Origin of the sequence: Bacteroides sp. AM10-21B, from assembly GCF_003472565.1 — a bacterium.
Lineage (GTDB): Bacteria > Bacteroidota > Bacteroidia > Bacteroidales > Bacteroidaceae > Bacteroides > Bacteroides propionicigenes.
This window is the reverse complement of record NZ_QRME01000009.1, coordinates 31,408-57,813: the sequence shown is the minus strand read 5'-3', so window position 1 is coordinate 57,813 and position 26,406 is coordinate 31,408. Positions and strand designations below refer to the sequence as shown.

The window sequence follows — 26,406 nt, the reverse complement described above, 5'->3', positions numbered from 1 at the left end:
TATATTTGCAACTTAAGAGTATTTTTAAACTTTAATTAACACTATCTATTAACTAAAAGCAGAATTATGAGAAAAAGTCTAATTCAATTTCTGTTGGTTGCCATGTTGTCGGTGTTTACATCTGCAGTATGGGCTCAGACCACAGTGCATGGTCAGCTTGTCGACGCTGAAACCGGCGAACCTTTGGTGGGTGCTGCCGTTATGGTAGAAGGTACTACTCAAGGTTCGGTGACGGACATTGACGGCTATTTCAAGCAAAGCGTTGCTTCGAATGCCACATTGTTATTCAAGTATGTAGGTTACAAGGACCTGAAGAAGAAGATTACACAGAAGGGCGCTTCTGTAGAACTGGGAACTATCAAAATGGAACCCGATGCAGTGATGCTGGCGGACGTTACTATTACCTCCTCTATTGCAATTTCACGTAAAACACCAGTAGCGGTATCTACGGTAGATCCGGTTTTTATTTCAGAGAAATTGAGTACACAGGAGTTTCCTGAAATTCTGAAATCTACTCCGGGTATTTATGCTTCCAAAGATAATGGAGGATTTGGTGAATCGCGTGTGACGGTTCGTGGCTTTGGTTCTGAAAATGTAGGTGTGATGATAAACGGTGTGCCTATGAATGATATGGAGTGGGGAGGTATTTACTGGTCAAATTGGGCTGGTTTATCTGATGTAACCCGTTCTATGCAGGTACAGAGAGGTCTGGGAGCTTCGAAGCTTTCTTCTCCTTCTGTGGGTGGATCTATTAATATCATAACTAATTCTACAGATGCTCAGAAGGGTGGTACACTTTCATACGGCATTGGTAATGACGGATATAATAAAGTGTTGTTCAGCCTTTCATCAGGAATGACGAAGAGTGGTTGGGCATTCTCTGTGTTAGGTTCTAAAAACTGGGGAGATGGTTATATTCAAGGTACGGAGTTCGACTCATATTCTTGGTTCGTGAATATCTCGAAGAGAATCGGTGATAATCATTCTTTGTCATTGACCGCAACAGGTGCTCCGCAAACCCATTTCAAGCGTTATGATGAATTGACCATTGAAGAATGGAATAAGCAGGAGAAGGTAAACAGTGGCTTAGGACATCGTTATAACGCAGCTTATGGCTATGATATTAATGGAAAGGCGATGACCGGAACAAGCTATAACTCATATCATAAGCCTCAAATATCTTTGAATCATGTGTGGGAAATAGATCGTAAATCAAGTCTTTCAAGTTCTGTATATTTATCTATTGGTGACGGATACGGTTATCGTGGAGTGGGGCAGTCTACTTCAAGTATGTATGGAGCGACTAATGGTATTCCTAATACCAAATATCGTCGTGAAGATGGAACATTTGACTATGCTGCTCTCCAACGCGAAAATGCAGCGTCAGAAAATGGCAGTGTTACGGCACTTGCCAAAAATATGAATACACATATGTGGTATGGTTTCCTGTCGACTTATACAAATCAGATTACGGAAACATTAAACCTTCAAGGGGGTATTGACCTACGTTATTACAATGGTGGACATAAGGCTGAAGTTGTAGATTTGTTTGGTGGTGATTATGTGATTGATACTGCTCGTAAAGATGTTCTTTATAAAAAGAATGATAAGACTTGGCAGAATGAACGTTTGGGAGTCGGTGATGTTGTTTATCGTAATTTTGATAGCTACATAGCACAATATGGTGTATTCGGACAGGCTGAATACTCTAAGGATAAGTTATCTGTAATTGTTTCTGGTAATGTTAATGCAAATACTAACTGGCGTAAGGATTATTTCTATGCAGATAATGAAAAATCAGACAAGAAGACAAAGGTAGGCTTTGGTATTAAGGGAGGAGCTAATTATAATTTCGACGGTCATCATAATGTATTTGCCAACATTGGTTATTATTCACGTACTCCGTATTTCTCAGGTGGTATTTTCTTGAATTCAATGACAAGTAACGCCTTTAATCCTAATTGTAAGAATGAAGGTGTATTCTCTTTTGAGCTTGGTTATGGATATGTTTCAAGGGTGTTCACAGCTAACTTGAATCTGTACCGTACTATGTGGAATGACCGTATTATTCAAAAGCGTCTAAGTGTTTCACAAGAAAGTTCCTATGTGTATCTGAATGGTGTCAATGAACTTCATCAAGGTATTGAACTGGAATTTACTTATCGTCCTATACGTGCTTTGACAATTGGTGGTATGTTTTCTATTGGAGATTGGCGCATGATGAAAAATGGTGTGGAAGGATATATGTATAACGGTCAGGGACAGGCAGTAGATAAAGGAATGAATGTAGTTCCAGCAGGATCAGAAGAGCATGCTAAACTGATTATGAATACGAAAGACGTACGTATTGGTAATGCTGCCCAGACAACTGCAGCGTTAAGTGTTAACTATGAGGTTTTGAAAGGACTTCGTGTATTTGTTGACGGTAATTTCTTTGGACGCAACTATGCCGAATATGATATTGCAGGTCTTATCTCAACAAGTACATTGGGTGGAGATCCTGTAAATGTTGCTCAGCCTTGGCGTATGCCGTCTGCGTTTACTTTTGATGCAGGTGTTAGCTATCGCTTTAAGTTTGCGGGATTGGATGCTACTTGGACGGCCAATTGTAATAATCTATTGAATGAGAATTATATAACGGATGCTACCGACAATGGAGCCAAGACAGGCGGTCATGGCTGGAAGGATGCAACAGTATTCTATGGCTTTGGACGTACTTGGTCTACAAGCATGAGGGTTAGATTCTAAAATTTATGAAAGAAAAGAAGATTGAAGATATGAAGAAAATATTATTAGCAACTGCAGCTTTGGCACTGGTATTTACAGCATGTAACCATGAGCCGGAGTTTGACGGACTGAAAGAATACCATCCGGGAAATGTTGTGAAGCTGGATCTTACTTATGAAGGAGATTATACATCAGCTGGTGGCTTTGTTGAAGGCGAAGATAATCCTGAAGATGAAAAAGCAAAAGCGAAAGAGAATATTGAAAGTTGGTTGAATTCCAATTATTATTCGGCAGAGAAAGGTTCGGAAGCAGTAGTCAAGTATAATCTTATCAAGATTAAAACTACGGAAGTAGTAAAAATGAACGAAGACTTCCAGAGAAATATTGTGAAAAACGATAAAACTGAAATTGATGGTTGGCTGAATTATTCTATCAGTGGTGATTTATATTGGACTGATAATATTTATAGTGGTAATATATACACACAAGTAAGCCAAAAGGTAGGGGAAACATGGTTTATCTCTCCGAAACATAACGTTAAAAAAGGCGATGTGTTCAGTTTCAGTGTATCTGTAGGAAAAAAGAAAGCAGATTGTTTGAAAGTACTGATTGCAGATGATTTTTCTGGTTCAAGTACTGATATAAAATCTAAGTATACCCATTGGAAAGACATAACATCTAATTTTGAAGTAGATGGTCCTGCCGATAATTATGGAACAATGGCAACAGCTGGTACATTTTCTTTGGATGAATATGTTGGTAGTGAGATTAATATCGCTTTCCAATACGTGGGAACTGCCGGTGCTGACGCTATTGTTCAGATAGACAATATCAATATAACGGGTACGGAAACCGCAAAGGAAACAGTTGTGAAGACAGCCGCTGCTACTGTGGACAACGACAATAGCTCTTGGACTGTGACTTTGCCGAGTGATATTCCTGATGTCTTGGTGGATGAGGATTTTGAAGCAGGTGAAGATAAAAAGGATATTGCATTAGAAGGCTGGAATAATATCAAGTTAAAAGGAAAGTATGCTTGGCAGTATTCTTCTTATAGTAATAATAGATATGCAAGTTTGTCGGCTTTTAAGCATGAAGATGATTTGGAAACATATCTTATTACTCCGGCATTAGCTTTAGGAAAGGATATGGTACTGAATTTTGACTTTGAATATCGCTATAATGTTGGTGATGTGTTCACATTATTGCTTTCTACCGATTTTGATGGTGAGCCTACCAATGTGGCTGATGCTACATGGAAGGATATTACTCCGCAAAATTTGGATAAGGATAATGATAAGAAATTTACTTCTTATTCTGTTGATTTGAGAGAATATACAGGAGAGTCCATATATATTGCTTTCCGTTACATTGGTAATGCGACAAATGGGTTGACTACAACTTGTCAGATTGATAATATATATGTAGGTATTCCTAAATGATAATGTAAAGTATCTATCAATAAGTGAAGTGAGAGGGATGTTGCCATAAAAGGTGGGCATCTCTCTTTTTTATTGATTTACACTCTTTATTCTTTCTATTAAAATATAAGTGTTATTTGATTTGTTTTATGAATACCACTTTATCGTTGTCATTAAATTAAGGTTGAGGTTATAGTAATCCATTAGTAATAGATGAAAAATAAGTAATGGCAAATGGCGATAAGCATTGTTGTTTAATTTTGCATAAATTTGTAATTTCCTTGCAATTAACAATTAAAAAGCACTATCTTTGAGCACCCTTCTTCCATTGAGGCAGTGGGAAAGTTTTTTTGGTTGGGAGTAATCCCAATGTTTTTTTGTAAACTGACGAGGTTCTCATTAATTAAAAAAATAATAAGCAATGGATAATAATCCTGTTTGCACCTGCCTTATCAAGCAGGATTTGGAAGAAGCCGACGATCCATATAAGTTTCTCGATGAAAATTACTCTATCCCCGGTATTCTTGATAATCTGGATAAACTTTCCAAAAATGAATTACGTTGTGCTTGCTGCCTGTTTGGGGTAGCGCTCCAAAAAGCCTTAAACAAGAAATAGTTTTGGGAACAATGACTCTTTCGGAGCAGTAGAAAATCCGTGGGGAGTGGCATGAAACTGGAATCCAAGAATATTCCCAGTTTTTATATACATGATAATCCGTTTTGAAGTATATCAAAATGAATTATGATATACATCAAAACAGGTTTCTGCCGGCTGAATATTTCTTGCACAAGTAGTATTTATTTGAATACTTACGCTCAAATGCAGCCGCTGAGTCTTTTAATGCTAAAATAAAATTGTTCAGAGCCAATTTGTATGGAGTGGCTGACAATTTGCGGGGTGAGATACCCGCAGAACAGGTGAGGTATCTCTAATAATGGCTATAAGGCTCTGTAACGAACTGCGGCTACTTTTAATTATCTCTTAAAAAATGTAGCATAAATGTAACGATTCTATATATTATTTTACTTACCTTTGCCTCTGTTTTAAGAAATATAACATTTTAAGAAACTAATTTAGAAACAATTATGTTAAAAAGATTGAGAATTATTTTTACGCTGATGCTGGTTTTGGCAGCTGTGGGCGTAAGTGCACAGGTTACTACCTCCGCTCTCAGTGGTAAGGTGACTGACGAACAGAACGAAACTGTAATTGGAGCAACGGTTATAGCTGTTCATGAGCCTTCAGGTACGCAGTATGGTGCTGTCACTAATGTAGATGGACGTTATACGATTCAGGGTATGCGTACGGGAGGTCCATACAAACTTACAGTCTCTTATGTGGGCTATCAGAGTGCAACTTTCACCGGTATCATGCTTGAATTGGGTAATACTTATACACAAAATGTGAAGCTGGTTCCCAGCTCGGAATTGCTGGATGAAGTAGTTGTTGTGGCTGATGCAAAAGCTGCAGCCGGAGCCGGACAGAATTTTTCTTTAGGGAAAATTGAGAATACACCGACTGTAGACCGTAATATTTATGATATTGTAAAGAACATGCCTTTCGCTATGCCTTCCAAAATCGGTGGTATGACATTTGCCGGTTCTAATAATCGTTATAATAGTTTTCAAATTGACGGTACGGTAAGTAATGACGTATTTGGTTTGGCAGCTTCTGGTACAAACGGCGGACAAACAGGCACCAATCCGATTTCAATGGATGCTATTCAGGAAATACAGGTAGTTGTAGCTCCGTTCGATGTACGCCAAAGCGGATTTACGGGAGGCGGTATTAACGCTATCACTAAACAAGGTACGAACACTACACAGGGATCTGCCTATACATACTTCAACAACCAGTATATGTACGGTAAGTATAGTGCTGTACGCGATTATGCAAAGAGCGAACTCGGACAGCAATTTACACGCACTTTTGGCGGTACGCTGGGCGGTGCAATTGTAAAGGATAAATTATTCTACTTTGTAAGTGCCGAAGGTAAGAAGGAATCTTATCCCACAAGTATTTATCCGGGTTACATCAACTCTTATTTGACTTCTGCCACCGTTAAACAGATTGCTGATAAGTATAAAGAATATACTGGTATTGATGAGGCTTATACACAGCGCGATGTAGACCGTAAGTCCTTTGGCTTATTGGCACGCGTAGACTGGAATATCAATCAGGATCATAAGTTGGCTTTACGTTACCAACACAACAATTCGTTCGATGATAACTACTCTCCGGGCGCATATTCTTATGTGTTCAACAATAGCGGCTACCGCATGAACAACAAGACGAACTCTATCGTTGCCGAGTTGAACTCTCATCTCGGACAGAATCTCTACAATGAGTTCCGTGCTTCGGCAAGTTTTGTACGCGACAATCGTGAAGTTGCTTATCAGGGCCCTACCGTACAGATTGAAAATGTACTGGGCAATGACGGTAAAACCAATATTACCGCCAATATCGGTACTGAATTCTCTTCCGGAGCTAATAAGCTGGATCAGGACATCTACACCTTCGAGGATAACCTCTCTTGGTACCTGGGAGACCACACGTTGACGTTTGGTACACACAACGAAATTTACCGCATGAGCAACCTGTTTATTCAGGCTGTAAACGGTTCATGGTACTTCAACTCTCTGGATAACTTCCTGAACGATGCTCCTTATAAATATACGTATAAGTACACCAACCCCGAACTGACAGGCGGCGACCTGCGTTATGCCCCCGTCATGAAGTCCGGACAGTTCGGCTTCTACGCACAGGACAAGTGGAACATCAACACCAACCTTGAGTTGACTTACGGTATCCGTTTCGATATTCCGGTGCTCTTCAATGACCCCACAACGAACGATACGTTCAATACATTTGCTGCCGACAACGGCATCGCATCACGCGTAGGCGAAATGCCGGGCGCCAAGGTGCTGGTTTCACCGCGTGCCGGTTTCCGCTGGTATACAGATGATTCGCACAACACGCTGATTCGCGGCGGTTTGGGCATCTTCACCGGACGTGTGCCTTTCGTATGGCTGTCCAATGCCTACAACAATACGGGTATGGAGTCTATGGGTACTACCATCGAACCGAAAGATGGCAAGAACCATACCAATACGGCTCCTTCACTGGCACAGTACGCCAAAGACCCCATGGGTGCAGCTACATCGGTGGCAACCGGAGCTTTGAGACCTGACATCGTTACCATAGACAAAGGCTTCAAGTATCCGCAAGTGCTGCGTGCCAACCTTGCACTGGAACAACGCCTGCCGGGTGACGTGAAACTGACTTTGGAGGGTATCTATTCCAAGACCATGAACAACGTGTTCTTTGAAAACCTTGCATTGACAAACAATGGCGAAAAGGTATATGCCATTCCCGGTGTGGAAGCGTCTGCAGCTCCTTTCTACTCCAAGACCAAGAGCAATTATTACTCCATCGTGAACCTGCGCAATACGAACAAGGGTTATACGTATGCTTTCTCCGCTTCTTTGGCGAAGAGCTTCGACTTCGGTCTGGATATGTCGGCATCTTACACTTACGGATGTTCCAAGTCTGTAAACGACGGTACAAGTTCAGTGGCTTACTCCAACTGGAAGTATAACTACTCTCACGACACCAACTCTGAAAACGAACTCGGTTTCTCCAAATTCGACGTTCCTCACCGCTTGATGGCACAGGTGTCTTATACCACTCCGAAGTATCTGAACGGCTGGACAAGCACTACTATCTCTGTTATCTATAACGGTTTCTCAGGCAGCCGCTACAGCTTGACAATGAACGAGAAGAGCGACTTCAACGGTGACGGTCAGAAAGGTAACTCATTGCTTTACATTCCTACCGAATCGGAATTGGCAAGCATGAACTTTGTGGATTATAAGGATGAAAAGACCGGCAAGCTGATTATCGGTGCGGAAGACAGCCGTAAGGCCTTCACCGAATGGGTACACAACGATGACTATGCCAAGAATCACCGCGGACAGTATGCTGAACGCAACTCTAACTTGAGTAACTGGGAACATGAGATTGACTTGCACTTGGCTCAAACTATCTACAACGCTCAGGGTATCGGCAAACTGGAATTTACATTCGACATCATCAACTTTGCCAATATGCTGAACAAGAAGTGGGGTGCAAGCTACAGCTCTGCCTACAACCTGTCACCGCTGACTGTGGTAAATCTGGATACAGATAGCGAAGGTAATGTCAATCCGGGGTTTGCATTCAACAATGCTAAAATCAACAAAAGTGATATTTCTTCACGCTGGCATGCTCAGGTGGGTATCCGCTTGACGTTCTAAGGATATATTTATTCGGTATTTTTTTAGAATAGTAAAGCTGCTCCGGAAAACCGGGGCAGCTTTTGTTTTTTAGAGGAGGAGATTGCTTTTAAAAAGACCCACATAATTTTGCAGGTAACTCCTTTTAATACTTTACCGTAAACACCACCGGATTGTGGTCGCTGCATAAATCCAAGTTGGGAGAGTAGTAGTTGATGCAGTCCAGCTCGGGTGAATGGAAAGCATAGTCGATGCGCAGCATACGTTTGCCATAGCGATAGGTATACATATAACCGCATCCGCCTGTCTTGAAGCCATCTTTGAGAAACTCGGACAGTTGGTAGTAGGTGTAGGAGGAAGGCAATGAGTTGAAGTCTCCACATACCAGTACGGGATGGGGGCTGGCGATGGCAAGGTGACAAATGCTGTCCGTTTGGGCTGCACGTTTCATGAAGTTCTCGTGCAGAGTTTCGGCAGCGTTTTGTACGGCTTGCGCCTCGCGACGGGTATCATTGGTGGCAAGTTCGCGTTCCCATTTCCGACGGTTCTGGCTGACACTGGTGGTTTGCAGGTGGTTGTTAATAAGGCGGAGGGTGTCTGTACCCAAAACGACGTCGCACATCATACTGCAATTGGCGCTGTGGGGATAGGTGATGAAGCGTCCGTCCGCAAGCGGATAACGGCTGAATATCGCAATGGGCAGGATTCCATGAATGGAGTCGTCTGCAGGAATAAGGGCGTACGGCCATTGGGAGAGGGCGCGACGCAGGCTGTCTACCGTGAAGTGTTTGTTGTCGCCAAATTCCTGAAAACAGAGCACATCTACATACTGTTGTTGCATATACTTAGCTATTTCCTTGCAGGAATAGCCGGTAATTTCACCCCCGAAACTGTGGACGTTGTAGGTGGCTATGGTGAGGTAGCCGCCGGGTTTGCCTTTCTGACTTAGCGCCAGGGCAGTGGCGGGTACTTCATGGGTAGAGTTGAACTGGATAACTGCCGTCAGGTATTCCCAGTTGAAGAGGAAGGCTATCAATGGGACGAACGCCCACTTCTTGCGTGCCAATGCCCAGCAAAGGGAAACTATCAGGCAGGACACCAGCAATACCGGCACTGCAAGACCTAATAATGGCATCATGGTGGAACTTTCCGGGTGGTAATGTCCGGAACGGGATGCTGCAATGGTGACAGCCGCCAACACGAAGGTGACGGCTATCAGTATCAGTTGAAAGAGGCCTTTGACGGCGGCTTTTCCCATGGTAGATTTATGATTTATGGGGAACTATTTTATTACTGAGTTGATAGGCTTTCCGTCCATGAAGGCTTTTACATTATCCAGCATGATTTGCATGAGGCGTTCGCGTGCTGCGGCACTTGCCCAAGCTATGTGCGGGGTGATATAGCAATTCTTGGCAGTGAGCAAGGGGTTATCTGCACGGGGTGGTTCTTGTGAGAGTACATCCAGTCCGGCGGCAAAGATAGTGCCGTTGTTCAAGGCATCGGCGAGGTCTTGTTCGTTGACGAGCGGTCCACGTCCGGTATTGATGAGAATGGCATTGGGCTTCATTTGCTTCAGACGGGCGGCATTAACCAGTTCGCGGGTGGAGTCTGTGAGAGGACAGTGCAGGCTGATGATGTCACAGTTGGCAAAGAGTTCGTCAAGCTCTGTTTTCTTGATTTCGGGAGGAAGCTGGAACGGTGATTTGGATGTGTACGCGTGTACCTCCATACCAAAGCCGATGGCAATACGGGCGGTGTTGTAGCCTGTTTGCCCCAGACCGATAATACCGATTTTCTTGCCACGCAGTTCGATGAGCGGGGTGTCCCAGAAACAGAAGTCGGGGTTACTGCTCCATCGGCCTTTACGTACTTCGTCGGTGTAGTGCTGCACATGCTGCGCGATGTTGAGGATGTGTGCAAAGACCATTTGCGCAACGGAAGCAGTGCTGTATGCCGGAATATTGGTGACGATGATACCCCGTTCTTTGGCAGCTTCGGTATCGACAATGTTATATCCGGTGGCGAGCACTCCGATGTATTTCAGATTGGGCAGGGCGGCTATGGTTTCTGCGTTGAGCACAACTTTGTTTGTCAACAATATGTCTGCTCCGGTAGCGCGCTCCAGTACTTCGGAAGGGGCGGTACGGTCGTAAATGGTGCATTCTCCCAGACTTTTCAGTTCCTCCCAAGAGAGGTCTCCGGGATTGGCGGCATAGCCGTCTAATACTACAATGTTCATCTTTATGGTTATTAGTTATTAGTAATTGATGATTATTCCTTTTTCCCCCATAATGCTTGCATCCTTTCCTTATGTTTCTGTTCGGCGGGATTATCTTGAGGGTGCCAGATGCGGCGGTCTTTCAGATCGTCGGGCAGGAACTGCTGGCGGACGAAGTTGCCGGGATAATCATGGGCATATTTATAGTTGTCGCCGTAGCCGAGCTGTTTCATCAGCTTGGTAGGGGCGTTTCGCAGATGCAGGGGGACGGGCAGGTTACCTGTCTGTCGCACCAGTTCGAGGGCATCGTTGATGGCCATATAGGCAGAGTTGCTTTTGGGACTGGTGGCGAGGTAAATCGTGGTCTCTGCAAGTGGAATGCGTCCTTCGGGCCAGCCCACTTTCATAATGGTGTCGAAACAGGCATTGGCAAGTAACAAGGCGTTGGGGTTTGCCAGTCCGATGTCTTCGGAAGCGGATATGACGAGACGACGGGCTATGAAAGCGGGATCTTCACCACCTTCTACCATGCGTGCCAACCAGTAGATAGCTCCGTCAGGGTCACTGCCGCGGATGGACTTGATAAAGGCTGAGATGATGTCATAGTGCATCTCCCCGTCTTTGTCGTAGGCAAGGGGATTTTGCTGAAGACGGTCGGTCACCATTTCATCGGTGATGACTATGGGGTCTCCGGCTTCGGACTGTACAACGAGGTCGAGAATGTTGAGTAGTTTGCGGGCATCACCTCCACTGTAACGGAGCATAGCGGTAGTCTCCTTGAGCTCTATTTGCCGCTCTTTCAGTTGGACGTCCGTAGTTATGGCACGTTGGAGTAGTTCCGACAGGTCTTCTTTCTCCAGTGATTTCAGTACATAGAGCTGGCAACGGGAGAGTAACGGACGGATTACCTCAAATGAGGGGTTCTCGGTAGTAGCGCCTATCAACGTCACCGTTCCCTGCTCCACGGCGCCGAGCAGCGAGTCTTGCTGCGATTTGCTGAAACGGTGGATTTCATCGATGAACAGTATAGGGCTTGCCTGAGAGAAAAAACGGTTGCTCTTGGCACGGTCTATTACGTCGCGTACATCCTTTACACCGCTGGTTACAGCGCTGAGGGTGTAAAACGGTGTTTCCAGTTTGTTGGCTATAATCTGGGCAAGCGTTGTCTTGCCCACTCCCGGAGGACCCCACAGGATGAATGAGGAGATACGCCCTGCGTCAATCATCTTGCGCAGTACAGCTCCCGGTCCTACCAAGTGTTTCTGACCGATGTACTCGTCTAATGTCTTTGGCCGAAGCCGTTCTGCTAATGGTTGCATGACTGTATTGAATTATGAATTCATAATTCCTTAAAATATCATTAATATCATAAACCGTACTCCGCCTTTCTTTACCCCCGGTATGTCGGTGTAGGTGAGGCGGCGCACATATTCTATATGCAGTAACTTGAAGATGTTATAGATACCTACACTGGCTTCAACGTAAGGCGTGTGTCCCATAACGTGGCTGGTGGGCATACCGTCGCGCATGGGGAAAAGGAACAAATCGGGGTTGTTGCTTTTGTACGGGTTGTTTTTGTCTGTCAGTGTGCCCCACATACCGCGGATGCGGAACATCTCTCTCCACTTCAGTTTCTTGATGAGGGGGATACGGTTGAAGAGCTTTCCGTTCATGTCGTAGCTGAGGGCGAGCGAGGCGTAGCGGTCGTTCAGGAACTCCATATTGTCGATGAGGTTGAACGATTCGTTATTTTGGGTAATGTATGAAAGGTTTGCCATCGGGAGGTTCAGCAACGGGAAGGGGACGGTGTTCCATTGCGCACCGGCGCGGGCGGTAACGTCCAGTTTACCCCACGAACCAAACCAAAAACGTTTGCGTATACTGGCTTCTGTAAGGTTGAAGTTGTATTCGCCTCCCAGCACGCCTTTCAAGCCTACGGTGTGTGAGAGGGTGAATGTAGGTGCATCCAGTGATACGGGTACGCGGCGTTGCTTGGTGTTGACAAACGTCTCACCGGGGGCATAGCGTAGGGTCAGCCCCATTTCGGTGGTGGTGATGTCGTGCACCAGAGTGCTCTTTTCGTCCCATTCGCCGGGGGTAGTGCCGTTGTTCTTCCAATATTGCAACATACCGGCGGGTTGGTCGTTACGGTGGCGTGCCATAGCCTTGACAGAGAAACCGGATTGGGTTTCGAGTTCGTAGGTCAGGGTGGCGTCGCGCATATATGACATCTGGTCTACGGTGGTCCATTTCCAGCCGACAAACATATTGTCCTTGTCTGTTGCCAGGTATTTGTCCATAGGGGACATCACATCGTAGGTGTACTGGAAGGCGAGGTAGTGCTTGGGGAACTCCCAGAGGACGTACTCGCGTTTGTTGAAAGAGTAGGCAGCCTGTCCGGAGTAGAACCATTTTTTGTCACGCGTACCGTAGGCTCCATAGCCGCTGAAACTCCAGTGCGGATGCAGGTTACCGGTGGTCATACCACTGAGACGGAAACGGGTCCCGTTCACATAGTTACTGGTAATCATGGTGTTGATGGGGCCGAAGTCAAACTTGCTGGGATGCTTCTTGCTACCCGTTTCCACGAAATTCTCAATGAGCGCCTTTGCACCGAAGATGACATATTTGAAACCCGGTATCTGTTCGATGCGGTTCATGAATACGTCCATAGAACTTTCTTTCTTGGTGAGCGGCACTTGGCGTACTTTAGCCCAGTATTCGTCACTCTTGGCAAGCATATTGGCTTCTTTGATGACACTTCCTTTCAAACGGAAAAGACGGGGTTCTATCTCGTCGAATTTGTAGTCGCTGTACTTGGTGGTACGTTGCACTTCCAGACCTTGTATGCCTTTCATCAGGGCGAGTTCCACTGTCATGTCGTCGTCGGTGAGTACCCAATTGCTGTCGGGCAGTTGTTCAAACTGTTGCACGATGTCGAGGTTCTCCACGAAGTTGACGCCTGTCTTCTTGGGTAGGTTCATAATGGCCTTCTTTACGGCATAGGTGGAATCTTTCACTACATACAGGTGTCCGGTGAAACCGAAATCCTGTGAGTTCTGGGGCACAAAGGTGAGGTGCACGCACTCTTGCTTGTCCACCATAAGGGTGTCCATGAGATAGAACTTGTAGAAGCTGATAGCTCCACGTCCGATAGGGCTGACAAAGCGACGTTGCAGCAGGCGGATGTCATCATCATAGATGTTGATATCAGAGAATACGTCAGTGAGAATAGTTCCCAGCATATCACCCGTATTGAAGAATTCTTCGATACCGTTGGAGTTCATACCTTCGATGATGGTCTTTTCGCTCTTGGGGCTTTTGCGGTAGATGGTCTTGGAAGCTGTCTCCTTGATGGAGATAGGCAGAATCATCTTATTGGTTTTGGGTGAGAGTTCCACTTGGTCTTTGAAGAAAGAGAATTTCTTGTAGATGCCTTTTTCCATTTTCTCCGGGGTGACATCGTTGATGGACATTTTCATCTTTTCGTACTTTTGGTACTGGTAGTAGTCGTTCTCTTCGAGTTTTAAGGCTTTCTTATTCTCGATGACTTTCTTCATGAACTCTACGGCAGGATTGTTCTTGCGCGAGTATTTCTCTTTTTTGGGCTTGACAACGACTTCGGAAAGCATCACGTCGGCAGGGGCCAGCTTTACGTTGAGCTCTTTTGTTCCGGGAGCGAATTTTACTTTCTTGGTGATGTAGCCAATGGCGGAGAAGGTCAGCTCGTTCCAGCCTTTACGGGTCTCTACCTGATATTCTCCGTCGGCATTGGAAATACTGCCTACGCCTTTTCCCTCGTACTGTACGGTGATGTACATCAGCGGCTCGTGGGTCAGAGAGTCCGTTATGACTCCTTTTATCTGTGCCGATGCTCCGGTAGAAGCGAATAGCAACAGTAGAAGAAACAGGGTTATACTGTATAATGGTTTCATATGTTTCATAATCAATTTGCAAAGTTAGCAATTTACTGTTAATCAAGAAGCAAATATTTTTTAAAGAATACTTAAGAGAAACCCGCTTTATCAGCCGCCACCTTATTTCCCTATCTCTCCTGTTTCTTCCCTCTTGTTTGTTAATATTGACAGGATAGAGCGTGATTTATATAGAATAGTGACAATCTTTCATACGTATGAAAAACAGATATGATATACATCAAAACGGACTTTGATGTATATCATAATTAATCCGCAAGGGTATCTGTCTCCTGCGGGATGATTTCCGAAATGGTTTTCCTATACCTTTTCTCCATTTATCAATGTCTGTACAATGCGTTCGGCTGTACGTCCGTCCCAGCGGTCAGGCAGAGTGGCGTGTTTCCATTCGCCGTGCAACAGTTTGTCGAGGGAGGCGGAAAGAGCGAAGGAGTTCTCTCCGACAAGTTCGTTGGTTCCGATGCGCCAAGTCTCGGGGTGTTCGGCATAAGTGTTGAGTGTGATGCAGGGTACGTCGAGGAAGGTGGCCTCTTCGGCTATGTTGCCGGAGTCGGTCACTATACCTTTAGCTTGGTTGATGAGGAAGCCGAAGTGCAGATAACTTTGGGGCGGGAGGATATGCAGGTGGGGCATATCAAGCCCCAGTGATTTGATGGCGCGCTCTACGTACGGGTGTATGGGGGCTACGATAGGCATATCGCCGGCTTTTTCTGCCAGCGTCTGCATCAGGGAGGAGAGTATGGCTTTCTTCTCCAACAGATCGTGGCGATTGAGGGTGAGCAATAGGTAATTGCCTTTGCGCAGTCCGAGGCTGGAAAACCAAAGCGGTTGTATCAGGCGGTGGCGGTTGTAACGAATGGTGTCGATGAGAATATTGCCTACGTAATGGATGTATTCCGGTATCATTCCCTCTTGATTGAGGTTTCGGTTAGCTATCATTCCGGCAGTGAAGAGATAGTCGGAAATGGCATCTACGATGGTGCGGTTTACCTCACGAGGCATATTCATGTCGAACGAACGCGTACCGGCAATGACGTGTGCCACTTTCAGTCCGCGCTTTTTGGCTACGATGGCACAGCTCATGGTGGCGGTCATGTCATCCACAACGAGTACTACTTGGGCGGGATGCTCGTTGAGCTCACGTTCGAAAGCGAGCATGATGGAGGCGGCTACCTGCGAGTGGTCGCGCCCGCTGATACCTAAATAGGCATCGGGTTTGCGCATGGCAAGGTCAGAGAAGAGCGAGGCATCCAGGGTGGTATCATCCTGAGGACCAGTGTAGACTATGCGATAGGAGATGTTTTTACCTGTCTCTCTGGCGGCGTCAATGGCACGGCAGAGGGGAGCAATTTTCATGAAGTTGGGACGTGCGCCCGATACGATAGTTATTTTCATTGCTGATATATAAATTGGTGAGACAAAAATACATTTTCTTAGGGAATTTATTTGTTACTTTGCAAAAAAAGAAATACTCTCATGCCAACATTTGTTCAGATACTCGACTTCATTGGTACGTTTGCATTTGCTATCAGCGGCATACGTCTGGCTTCGGCAAAGCGTTTCGACTGGTTCGGCGCATACGTGGTGGGCTTCGTTACGGCCATTGGCGGTGGTACGATACGTGACCTTCTGCTGGATGTCACCCCCGGCTGGATGACAGATCCCATTTATCTGATATGTACCGGACTCGCTTTGTTGTGGGTTATTTTTTTCGGGAAGCATCTTATTCATCTGCACAATACATTCTTTATCTTCGACACAATCGGCCTGGCGCTGTTTACGGTGGTGGGCGTGGGCAAGAGTTTAGCATTGGGCTATCCGTTTTGGGTGGCAATCATCATGGGAAGCATCACCGGAGCGGCAGGCGGTGTGATAAGGGATGTCTTTATCAATGAAATCCCTCTTATTTTCCGCAAAGAGATATATGCGATGGCATGTGTAGTGGGAGGTACGGCCTATTGGATATGTGAACTGTTGGGTATGCACTCCTACGGTTGTCAGGTGATAGGCGGAATATCGGTATTCATTACCCGTATTTTGGCTGTGAAATATAAAATTTGCCTGCCTATACTTACGGGTAATGACGAAGAGGGAGAAGGGAAATAAAGCTGACTTTTCCAACCCTTTTTCTGTGTTTGTGTTTGCCTGAAATGACAATCCGCTTTCATTACAGGCAAATGTTTTTTATAGGTCTACCTGCGTTTGTACTCTCCTTAGCCATATTTTTGTTTATCTTATGGTAATATTGTTATAAATTAGCGATAAAATTGTACTTTTTACCGGGTTACGTTACCTTTTGCTAACCTGAAAACTGTCAAAATAGGGGGTGAAATCTGTCAAGTGATAGTTTTCACCCTAAAGAATGCCCGTATTTCATCCCTCAAGACTTGGAAACTTCCGTATACTTGCAACCACTAAACCTAAACGATTATTAACCATAAAAAAAATTAGCAAAGTATGAACACTTACAGTTTTAGAAAAGATTTGCTTGCTGTGCAAGAAGAACTGCTTCGCTTTGCATACAAATTGACGGCCGATCGGGAAGAAGCGAATGATTTGTTGCAGGAGACCTCTCTTAAAGCCTTGGATAATGAGGACAAATACGAACCTGACACCAATTTTAAAGGTTGGATGTATACCATCATGCGTAACATCTTTATTAATAACTACCGAAAAATAGTGCGCGAACAGACTTTCGTCGATCAGACTGATAATCTGTATCATCTGAGTATGCCGCAAGATTCCGGTTTTGCAAGTACCGAAGGCGCTTACGACCTGAAGGAAATGCACCGCATTGTCAATTCATTGCCACGTGATTATAAAGTTCCTTTTTCCATGCACGTTTCCGGATTTAAATACCGTGAGATTGCCGAGCGCCTTGGATTACCCCTCGGAACGGTAAAGAGCCGCATCTTCTTCACCAGACAGAAGCTGCAGGAAGAATTGAAGGATTTTATTTAGTAAATTGAGAATTGAGAATTTGAAAATCCCAATTCTCAATTTACTAAATGATATAAAACATATCTTTTAAGTGAATTTTTATAGGATTATTTTGACTATATGTTAGAATAATCCTTTATATTTGTATATACCAAGTTAACCTGATGAACAAATAGTTAATAACCTATTGCAATGAAAAAAGAAATTAAATTCAGTCTTGTTTACCGCGATATGTGGCAGTCGTCCGGTAAATACCAGCCGCGAGTAGACCAGTTGGTGCGTATCGCACCGTTGATTATCGAAATGGGCTGTTTCGCACGTGTCGAGACTAATGGTGGCGCTTTCGAGCAAGTGAATCTTCTCTATGGTGAGAATCCGAACAAGGCCGTCCGTGCCTTTACCAAACCTTTCAATGATGCCGGCATACAGACCCATATGTTAGATAGAGGACTGAATGCATTGCGTATGTATCCCGTACCTGCCGATGTACGCCGGCTGATGTACAAAGTGAAACATGCGCAAGGTGTGGACATTACCCGCATTTTTTGCGGACTGAACGAAACACGCAACATCATCCCATCCATCCGCTATGCACTTGAAGCCGGCATGATACCGCAGGCAACACTCTGCATTACTCATTCGCCTGTACATACGGTGGAGTACTACACAGGTATTGCTGACCGGCTTATCGAAGCGGGGGCGCCCGAAATTTGCTTGAAGGACATGGCGGGCATCGGCCGTCCGGGTATGTTGGGAGAACTGACTAAGGCTATCAAAGAAAAACATCCTGACGTACTGATACAGTATCACGGGCATAGTGGTCCGGGGCTTTCAATGGCTTCTATTCTCGAAGTCTGTGAAAACGGAGCCGACATTATAGATGTAGCTATGGAACCTATGTCGTGGGGAAAGGTGCATCCGGATGTTATTTCAGTACAAGCCATGTTGCGTGATAAAGGCTTCCAAGTGCCCGACATCAATATGAAGGCTTACATGAAGGCACGTGCCATGACACAGGAATTTATCGACGATTTTCTCGGTTATTTTATGGACCCAACCAATAAGCATATGTCATCCCTGCTCTTGAAGTGCGGGCTGCCGGGTGGTATGATGGGGTCCATGATGGCTGATTTGAAAGGGGTGCATTCCGGCATCAACATGATATTGAAAGGAAAAAATCAACCGGAACTCAGTATAGATGACTTGTTGGTGATGCTCTTTGACGAAGTGGAATATGTATGGCCTAAATTGGGTTATCCGCCTTTGGTAACCCCCTTCAGCCAATACGTCAAGAATGTTGCGTTGATGAACGTGATGCAGCTGGTGAAAGGCGAAGAACGCTGGACGATGATTGATAACCATACTTGGGATATGATTTTGGGCAAAAGCGGACGTTTGCCGGGTGAACTGGCCTCTGAAATCATAGAACTTGCCAGGTCCAAAGGGTACGAGTTTGTTGATACGGATCCTCAGTCCAACTATCCGGACGCTCTGGATGAGTATCGTAAAGAAATGGATGAAAATGGTTGGGAATATGGTGATGATGAGGAGGAACTCTTTGAATTGGCCATGCACGATCGTCAGTATCGCGACTATAAGTCGGGTGCTGCCAAGAAGCGTTTCCGGGATGAACTGGAACGTGTTAAAGATGCGGCTATGGCAAAGAGCGGATATTCGGAAGAGGAGATAAGGAAGCTGAAACGCGCTAAAGCCGATCCTATCATAGCTCCATCCAAAGGACAGGTGCTTTGGGAAGTTTCTGTAGAAGGTCCGTCTGCAGCACCGTTTATCGGACGCAAGTATCAGCATGACGAGATATTCTGCTATCTCTCTACGCCGTGGGGTGAGTATGAAAAAGTAATGACCGGATTTACAGGTCGTGTTGTTGAAGTATGTGCTCAGCAAGGCGCTAACGTCAACAAGGGAGATGTTATAGCATATATCCAGCGAAGTGATATCTTTGCATAAAACAGGAAAAGTAGTGGTTAGCGGTTAGTACCTTGCGACATAATAGCGCAGTCTGCTAATCACTAGCCACTACTCGTAAATCACTATTTCAAGTATTTTTCTATCAGCCCTTTAAGCTTTTCCTGTGTATAGGGTTTTGTGAGGAATTCATTGCAACCGACATCAAAGGCCGCTTGTTTGTCTTGTTCGTAAGCATAGGCGGTGAGGGCGATTATGGGTGTCTTGGGCGAAAGCTCACGAATGATTTTTGTGGCATCTAACCCTCCGAGATTAGGCATTTTCATATCCATTAGAATCAATTCCGGATGTAGTTCCTCAAACATGGCTATGGCTTCCATGCCGTCTTTGGCGCGCTCCAAGTGGTATGACTTTCCTAAAATGGCCTTGACGAGGATGTAATTACTGTCTGTATCTTCGGCCACCAATATGGTCGGGGATTTGAGTTCTTCGGAAGCTTTTAATGTTGCGGGCTCTTGTACTCCTATGCTCTCTGCGTCAGAACCGGAGGGATTACTTCTCTGTTCCGTAGCGTCAGATACACCGGAATTATTTTCAGGTAGCTCGGATGATGTTTGCATTACTTCTTCTTTCTTTGTGGGTGAGGGTAAAGTAAAAATGAAAGTCGTTCCTTCTCCCATTTCCGAACTGACGGATATAGTGCCGCCCAGCCGCTCGATGATGGTTTTGCAGATGGATAATCCTAAACCTGTGCCTTGTGCAAAACTGTTCACTTTGACAAAACGTTCAAAAACCTTACTCAGCTTGTCTGCTTCAATGCCTATACCGGTGTCGCTAACGTGAAATTCTATTTCGTCTCCTTTGCGGCAATATCCGTAGCTGACACTACCGCTTGTAGTGAACTTAAAGGCATTGCCAATGAGGTTGGATACTACTTGGAAAATGCGGTTCTTGTCTCCTTCGATAACAATATCCTCCTCTGAGGGCTCGTAGATGAGCTCCACTCCCAACGGGCAGCGGAATTTCAGCGCATCGTGTATTTCCTTGCAGAGCGGATGCAGACGGACGGGGGTGATGGTGAATTCTACCATACCTGCTTCTATCTTGGAGAGGTCCAGAATTTCATTAATCAGTTGCAGAAGCCTTTCGTTATTGGCTTCCACAATGTCGTAGTAATTTTTTCGTTCTTCGGCATCGGTGCTTTCGGCGATGATTCTGGAAAATCCTACAATGGCGTTGAGCGGAGTACGTATCTCGTGGCTCATATTGGCGAGGAAGGCGGACTTCAATTGGTCGGAGGTTTCCGCTTTTTCTTTGGCAACGAGGAGTTCGCGCTTCATTCGCTCCATTTCGGTGATGTCCCATTCAATACTCAATAGGATAGGGGGGAAGTCGTTGCTGTCAATGCGCATCTTTCGTTTATCCAAGAAGATGGACTTGCCGTTCTGGTCGTGTTCCTCGGCAATCCAGTGTTTTTCGATTCCGGTTCTGGCTATTTCGATGTCCTGTCTTCTCTTTTCTTGTGCAATGTCAAGGGGGTAGAAGTCAAAATCGTCCTTGCCCAATGCTTCTTTCATGGGGATATTGCGGTTGTATGATTCGCGGTTGCGGTACAGGTATCTGAAACCGTTTTCAATGTCCTTTACGACGATGCCGGCAGGTAGGTTTTCAATCGTCTTATCCAGGATTTGGCTGAATCGCTTGATTTGCTGTTCGTTTTTGATGCGTAGGGTAATGTCTCTGCCAAAGGCCCATAAAATGTCCTCTCCCTTGTCGCTGGTCACCCAGTAGGCATTCCCTTCCATAGCCAGGACTTCGGGGTGCAGAGGCAGGGGCTTTGGAAGAATAAATCCGTTATGTTCCTCTCCTTTATTTACGGAGGCTATGACTTTTTTCCACCCTTCTTCACCTTGAGGATATGCATCCAACTGACAGATATTTATCTGTGTGATGTCGTCTGTTATTCCGATATTATGATGCTGTCTGAAACGGCGATTGGCAAAAACGAGCATACCGTCCTCGTGAGCGGCAAATATGTCTTCCGCAGAGTTGTTGATGGCATGTGTCAGTAAATTGATGTCATTGCGTCGTTGCTGTATATCGGTAATGTTTTGTATATAGCCTTCCAATATAGTGCTTCCATTTTTGTGTATTTCACGTGAGAAAGTTTTCAGGCGGATATAGTATACTTGTTTTTGATAGTGAATACGATATTCCACGCTTTCTTCGAGGTTCCCTTGTAGGTTTCGTATCAGCCACTTGCCGAATACGTCACGGTCTTCGGGCAGGACGTATTCCATATATTCTCCAAGTTGTATCTCCTGCTTTTCTTCCGTACACATCACTCCGCTGTGTCCAGAGTAGCCAAAGCTGGTTTTGTTGGAGTCGTATCGCCACCTTCCGATAAGGGCGGCTTTCTGTATTTCGTTGAGTTCGTAGTTATTCTTCTCCAGTTTCAGTTTGCGCTGGCTTCGTTCTGTGATATCACGGTATTGGCAGAGCACCATATCTTCGTAGGGGCGCATGATACACTTGAAGAAGTAGGTTTTGTCGCCGATAGTCAGTTCATAATTCTGAATGGATATTTTTCTGTGTACAAGTACCTTCTCGAATTCAGGGCGGACCTGCCGATAGGTGGAAGGCGGCAATAATTGGAGGATATTCTTACCTTGTAACCGGTCTTCTTTCAGAAACCATAGATCGACGTTGTACACTGCGATGTCCACGCAGATGCCGTTTTTGTCCAGTAAGATCATGGTGTCTGATGTCAGTTTCAACAGCTTTTCGGCATTCTCTGCGTTTTTTAGGATGTTTTTCATAGTTCTCTTGTTTTATGCCCTTCGTGCTTTTTCCCAGGCACCGCCAGCTTGCCCCCGGCGTTTGCGCAGGTAGTTGAAGCCACGGATAACATTGACATTCATGAAAAGGAAATAATAAGGAACAAAGAGTATCTTATTTTTTATATGTTTTTTTGACAGGTAATAGCCCCAGCTTGCCATGAGGTAGAACAGCGTTTGCAGCAGCCAGATAGTGGCATAGAGTAGGGGGGAATCTGTCGTAAAAATAAGAATCGTATTGAGAGGGAGTAATAAAAACAATAAAATAGGAGCAAGAGACCAACGCAGTACGCGGTGGGAAATATATTGAAAACAAAATACACCGTAGCGTAGCGGATTAAGCAATGCGCGCAGACGCCATATGGATTGCAGTCCTCCGGCAGCGATACGTACTTTCCGTTTTTCTTCTTCGTGCATATCTGCCGAACCGTTTTCTGTGGCATAGGCATTGGCGCAATAGGCGATGGTATATCCACGCATCACGATGTGCAGGGAGAGGATGAAGTCATCCAGTAGCGTATCTGCAGGCATCTCCTCGAACAGTTCACGGCGAATGGCAAACAGTTCTCCGGCAGCTCCTACTGCCGAGTAAAGGCGGGAATCGAGTTTTTTGAGGGTGGATTCGTATTTCCAGTAAAGGCCTTCACCGCCGGATGCGGCATTGTCTTTGGTTTGTACGGCAATACGCTTTTCTCCGGCTACACAACCCACTTGGGGATTGGTGAATGCGTGTACAATCTCGCGTAACGCTTCGCGGTTGAGGTGCGTGTTGGCGTCGGTGAATACTACAAGCGGTGTGTTGACGAAGTGGATACCACGGTTCAGCGCAGCGGTTTTTCCTTGCCGTTGGGGTTGATGAAGCACGGTGGCTTGCGGCCAATGTGAGAGATGTTCGTTGGTGTGGTCGTCGCTTCCGTCCGTCACCCAAAGTATGTGCAGCTTGTTTGCCGGATAGTCCAAAGCAAGGCAGTTACGCATTTTCTCGTCTACGACATCTTCTTCGTTGTAGGCGGCAATGAACAGGGTCAGTTCGGGAAGCAAGTCATCTGCCGGCAGGGGCGGGATAATCGTTTTACGAAAACATTCCTTTAGCTTGACCAAGATATAAAGAATCATTCCATACCCTATATAGGTATAGAATACAATGAATAAACTTATCCAAAAGATAATAATGCAAGTCTTCATCCGTATTAGATTTCTAATATTTCTATGTCAGGGGTTCGGGATTAATGCCCAAAAATATAGATAATCTTTTGGAGGTGCAAGGAAAAAGAGGAATTTATTAACTACTCAAAACGCTTCTGTCATGTTGAAGTAGAACAGCGTTTGCTTATTTACTGTATTTTTGCCCAAGTCCAGACGCACATTCATACGTGGCTGCACTTCGATGCGCAGCCCTATGCCATAGTTGGGCAGCACACCTTCAATCTTGCCCATGGTGGGCCCCATGAATCCGCATCCTGTCCATGCTACGAATCCGATATGGTGCAACATACGCTTTATCCAGTTACTGCGGTCGGTGTTTATCATTTGGCGGTATTCAGCCATGACCACGTGTGAGGATTTGTCACGGTATTGTCCCATATAGTAGCCTCGCAGGTCGAAGGGCGTACCGGTCAGTGAATATTGGGTGAGGGGGACGTTGCCGAATACATTTTTGGTTTGCGCAGTCCATGCGAACACTTTGCGGTGGCCTACGGATTTGTATTGGCGGTAATCCAATTCCAAACGGTAGAAATTATTATCACTGCCGAAAGCTTTGCTGTACATCATACCTCGGAAATCCAAGTATATGCCTTTGTAGGCATTGGCGGGAATGTCTCGGCTGTCGTATGTCAAGAGGAAGCCCAGGCCGGAGTTGAAGTTTTTGTAGCCGTTGGCCGTACCACCGGCTGCTATGTAATCGGGTTCTTCGATGAGGTACTTGGCGGGTTCGGTTATTTTGTCGTAGTTGATGTCTACCTGCGGACCGGCAAAGACGTTGCTTTGGCCCAAGCGGAACAGAAACCAAGGATTGATTTGTATGCCACTGTAACGATATTTACTGGTACTGTCACTACGGACGTAATTCTTATTCGTATTGTAACCTACACCGTAGAAGTTGTCTTCCGTATTTTTATAAACGAATTTTCCGAAGATACGAAAGCGGTCGCCTTTGAAGAAAAGTTGCGGTTTTACCATTATATTAACGCCACCTTTGAACATATAGGCTATGGACATAGGCAGTACCGAGCGTAGCTGTGTAGTGTCACTGGGATTCATGCGGAAAGTCATTAACGCACTTCCGCCTATCAGTGCGCCGAAATCGGGTGTATAGCTTGGACCACCTAATATATTATAGTGGAAGTTTCTGCGAGCCACCCTTTGTTTGCGCAGTTCCTTTTTGGTCAATACGGGAGTAGTGTCGTTGGCCGTCGTAATGCTTGTTTCTTGTGCTGAAACAGTCGTAATTACCAGCAGCAGAGTAAATATACTCAGTATATATCTTTTCATATTGTACGAATGTGGTTGCAAAGAAAACTAATTTATTTGAATTGGTTTTGAGAAGAATAGATAATAAATCTAAAAGAGGACACTAAAATTATCAAAAAAGACACTACATTTGCTCTTTTATGATTCTATACGGAATGAAATTCCCAAAGCAAAACGTATATATTGATTAACATAACATATATTTTAAAATGAATAAACGTATTTTATCTGTAATTGTTTTCAGCACTGCACTGTTATCACTGCAGGCGCAGGATGGCAAAGGTGGGATAAGCCCCGCTATGCTCAACCAAATCCAACAGAGTTATCGAGGAGCGGCTTCCGACAAGGCACTACGCAATGCCATTGGCAATAACGACATCCGTAAATTGGCGCTCAACCAAGAGAATATGCAGGGTATGGACACTCATTTCTCTATTAAGGTAGACTCCAAAGGCATTACCGACCAAAAGTCCTCCGGTCGTTGTTGGCTCTTTACAGGGCTGAATGTAATGCGTGCCAAGACTCTTGCACAATATGGGTTCCAATCATTCGAGTTTTCGGAGATATATCCTTTCTTCTGGGACCAGTTGGAAAAATCCAATCTTTTTCTGCAAGGTATTATCGATACCGCCGAGAGTCCGCTGGAAGACCAAACCGTAGAATGGCTTCTGAAACACCCGCTAAGCGATGGAGGCACATTCACCGGAGTGGCGGATATTGTTTCTAAGTACGGTCTTGTACCCAAGTGTGCCATGCCGGAAACCAACAGTAGCGAGAATACAGCCCGTATGGCCAATCTTATCACTTTGAAACTGAAAGAGTATGCCCTCCAACTCCGCGACTTTGCTGCCAAAGGTGTCAAGCCTGCTGCTTTGGAGAAAGAGAAAACAGCTATGCTTGGTACTATCTACCGTATGCTGGTGCTGAATTTAGGTATTCCGCCTACGGAGTTCGACTACGTGCGTACCGATGCCAAAGGCAATCCGGTGGAAACAGAGCATCACACTCCGATGTCTTTCCTTGAGAAGTACGGCGACAAACAATTGCTCACTAATTATGTGATGCTGATGAATGACCCCAGTCGCGAGTATTATAAATGTTATGAAATAGACTACGACCGTCATCGCTATGACGGCAAGAACTGGACTTATGTCAATCTGCCCGTAGAGGATATCAAGCAAATGGCTATCGCCTCACTGAAAGATAGTACCATGATGTATTTCTCTTGCGATGTTGGTAAGTTCCTGAACTCTGAACGTGGTTTGCTTGATGTGAAAAACTATGACTACGAGTCGCTCATGGGCACAACTTTCGGAATGGACAAGAAGCAACGTATTCAAACTTTCTCCAGCGGCTCTTCCCACGCCATGACCCTAATGGCAGTAGACTTGGATAAAGGAGGGAAACCTGTCAAATGGATGGTTGAAAATAGTTGGGGTGCTGACAGCGGATACAAAGGTCACCTTATTATGACGGACGACTGGTTCAATGAATATATGTTCCGTTTGGTAGTGGAGACCAAATACGTACCAGCCAAAATAATGGAACTTTTCAAACAAAAGCCTGTCCGTTTGCCTGCATGGGACCCGATGTTTGCGGAAGAGGAATAAAAGGTAGGAATTTCTCTTCGTGTTCGTTAACGAAAGGAATTACGG

General features: G+C 45.1%; 16 protein-coding genes. 8 read left to right on the top strand and 8 right to left on the bottom strand.

All coding sequences use genetic code 11. The features are described 5' to 3' along the window. The first annotated feature begins 66 nt into the window (after nucleotides 1–66). The 4 genes from DW121_RS12850 (at nucleotide 67) to DW121_RS12830 (ending at nucleotide 8,444) form a co-directional block, all read left to right on the top strand. Nucleotides 67–2,748 carry a TonB-dependent receptor gene (locus DW121_RS12850; protein ID WP_118323992.1) on the top strand — a complete coding sequence of 894 codons (2,682 nt, stop codon included), beginning with the start codon at nucleotides 67–69 and terminating at the stop codon, nucleotides 2,746–2,748. Nucleotides 2,749–2,753: 5 nt separating this feature from the next. Continuing rightward, nucleotides 2,754–4,169 carry a choice-of-anchor J domain-containing protein gene (locus tag DW121_RS12845; protein ID WP_233555812.1) on the top strand — a complete coding sequence of 472 codons (1,416 nt, stop codon included), beginning with the start codon at nucleotides 2,754–2,756 and terminating at the stop codon, nucleotides 4,167–4,169. 400 nt (nucleotides 4,170–4,569) lie between these two features. Then, nucleotides 4,570–4,764 carry a hypothetical protein gene (locus DW121_RS12840; protein ID WP_118323991.1) on the top strand — a complete coding sequence of 65 codons (195 nt, stop codon included), beginning with the start codon at nucleotides 4,570–4,572 and terminating at the stop codon, nucleotides 4,762–4,764. A gap of 470 nt (nucleotides 4,765–5,234) precedes the next feature. Further along, nucleotides 5,235–8,444, top strand: a complete 3,210-nt coding sequence (locus DW121_RS12830) for a carboxypeptidase regulatory-like domain-containing protein (protein WP_118323990.1) — start codon at nucleotides 5,235–5,237, stop codon at nucleotides 8,442–8,444. A gap of 124 nt (nucleotides 8,445–8,568) precedes the next feature. Here the strand turns inward: DW121_RS12830 and DW121_RS12825 are convergent, their stop codons facing one another. The 5 genes from DW121_RS12825 to DW121_RS12805 all read right to left on the bottom strand — a co-directional run bounded on the left by DW121_RS12825 (nucleotide 8,569) and on the right by DW121_RS12805 (nucleotide 15,971). Next, complete coding sequence (locus DW121_RS12825; RefSeq protein ID WP_118323989.1) at nucleotides 8,569–9,681, bottom strand: endonuclease/exonuclease/phosphatase family protein; 1,113 nt, start codon at nucleotides 9,679–9,681, stop codon at nucleotides 8,569–8,571. A 24-nt stretch (nucleotides 9,682–9,705) separates the two neighbouring features. Beyond that, the gene (locus DW121_RS12820; protein WP_118323988.1) at nucleotides 9,706–10,662 is read right to left on the bottom strand and encodes a D-2-hydroxyacid dehydrogenase; all 957 of its coding nucleotides are present in this window, start codon (nucleotides 10,660–10,662) and stop codon (nucleotides 9,706–9,708) included. Between the two features lie 32 nt (nucleotides 10,663–10,694). Continuing rightward, nucleotides 10,695–11,960: a replication-associated recombination protein A gene (locus DW121_RS12815; protein ID WP_117711969.1), complete on the bottom strand. Its 1,266-nt coding sequence runs from the start codon at nucleotides 11,958–11,960 to the stop codon at nucleotides 10,695–10,697. Between the two features lie 30 nt (nucleotides 11,961–11,990). After that, nucleotides 11,991–14,576 (bottom strand): DUF5686 and carboxypeptidase-like regulatory domain-containing protein, encoded by a 2,586-nt coding sequence (locus tag DW121_RS12810; protein ID WP_118324039.1) that lies wholly within the window; start codon nucleotides 14,574–14,576, stop codon nucleotides 11,991–11,993. A gap of 300 nt (nucleotides 14,577–14,876) precedes the next feature. Then, nucleotides 14,877–15,971, bottom strand: coding sequence for a UDP-N-acetyl glucosamine 2-epimerase (locus DW121_RS12805; protein WP_117711966.1), 1,095 nt, complete (start codon nucleotides 15,969–15,971; stop codon nucleotides 14,877–14,879). Nucleotides 15,972–16,052: 81 nt separating this feature from the next. Between DW121_RS12805 and DW121_RS12800 the strand changes: the two genes are divergently transcribed. The 3 genes from DW121_RS12800 to DW121_RS12790 all read left to right on the top strand — a co-directional run bounded on the left by DW121_RS12800 (nucleotide 16,053) and on the right by DW121_RS12790 (nucleotide 19,484). After that, the gene (locus tag DW121_RS12800) at nucleotides 16,053–16,682 is read left to right on the top strand and encodes a trimeric intracellular cation channel family protein (RefSeq protein WP_117711964.1); all 630 of its coding nucleotides are present in this window, start codon (nucleotides 16,053–16,055) and stop codon (nucleotides 16,680–16,682) included. A 351-nt stretch (nucleotides 16,683–17,033) separates the two neighbouring features. Next, a complete protein-coding gene (locus DW121_RS12795) occupies nucleotides 17,034–17,537 on the top strand; it encodes an RNA polymerase sigma factor (RefSeq protein WP_005653557.1) in 504 nt (167 codons plus the stop codon). Between the two features lie 171 nt (nucleotides 17,538–17,708). Next, entirely contained in the window at nucleotides 17,709–19,484 is a 1,776-nt protein-coding gene (locus tag DW121_RS12790) for an oxaloacetate decarboxylase (RefSeq protein WP_117711961.1), read from the top strand. Nucleotides 19,485–19,567: 83 nt separating this feature from the next. Here the strand turns inward: DW121_RS12790 and DW121_RS12785 are convergent, their stop codons facing one another. The 3 genes from DW121_RS12785 to DW121_RS12775 all read right to left on the bottom strand — a co-directional run bounded on the left by DW121_RS12785 (nucleotide 19,568) and on the right by DW121_RS12775 (nucleotide 24,772). Continuing rightward, nucleotides 19,568–22,261: an ATP-binding protein gene (locus DW121_RS12785; RefSeq protein ID WP_117711958.1), complete on the bottom strand. Its 2,694-nt coding sequence runs from the start codon at nucleotides 22,259–22,261 to the stop codon at nucleotides 19,568–19,570. A gap of 12 nt (nucleotides 22,262–22,273) precedes the next feature. Then, entirely contained in the window at nucleotides 22,274–23,464 is a 1,191-nt protein-coding gene (locus DW121_RS12780) for a glycosyltransferase family 2 protein (protein WP_117711956.1), read from the bottom strand. A 105-nt stretch (nucleotides 23,465–23,569) separates the two neighbouring features. Next, nucleotides 23,570–24,772, bottom strand: a complete 1,203-nt coding sequence (locus DW121_RS12775; RefSeq protein ID WP_117711954.1) for a BamA/TamA family outer membrane protein — start codon at nucleotides 24,770–24,772, stop codon at nucleotides 23,570–23,572. A 188-nt stretch (nucleotides 24,773–24,960) separates the two neighbouring features. Here DW121_RS12775 and DW121_RS12770 point away from each other — a divergent pair, with 188 nt between their 5' ends. Beyond that, on the top strand, nucleotides 24,961–26,361 hold the full coding sequence (locus DW121_RS12770; RefSeq protein WP_118323987.1) for a C1 family peptidase: 1,401 nt from the start codon (nucleotides 24,961–24,963) through the stop codon (nucleotides 26,359–26,361). Nucleotides 26,362–26,406 lie beyond the last annotated feature (45 nt).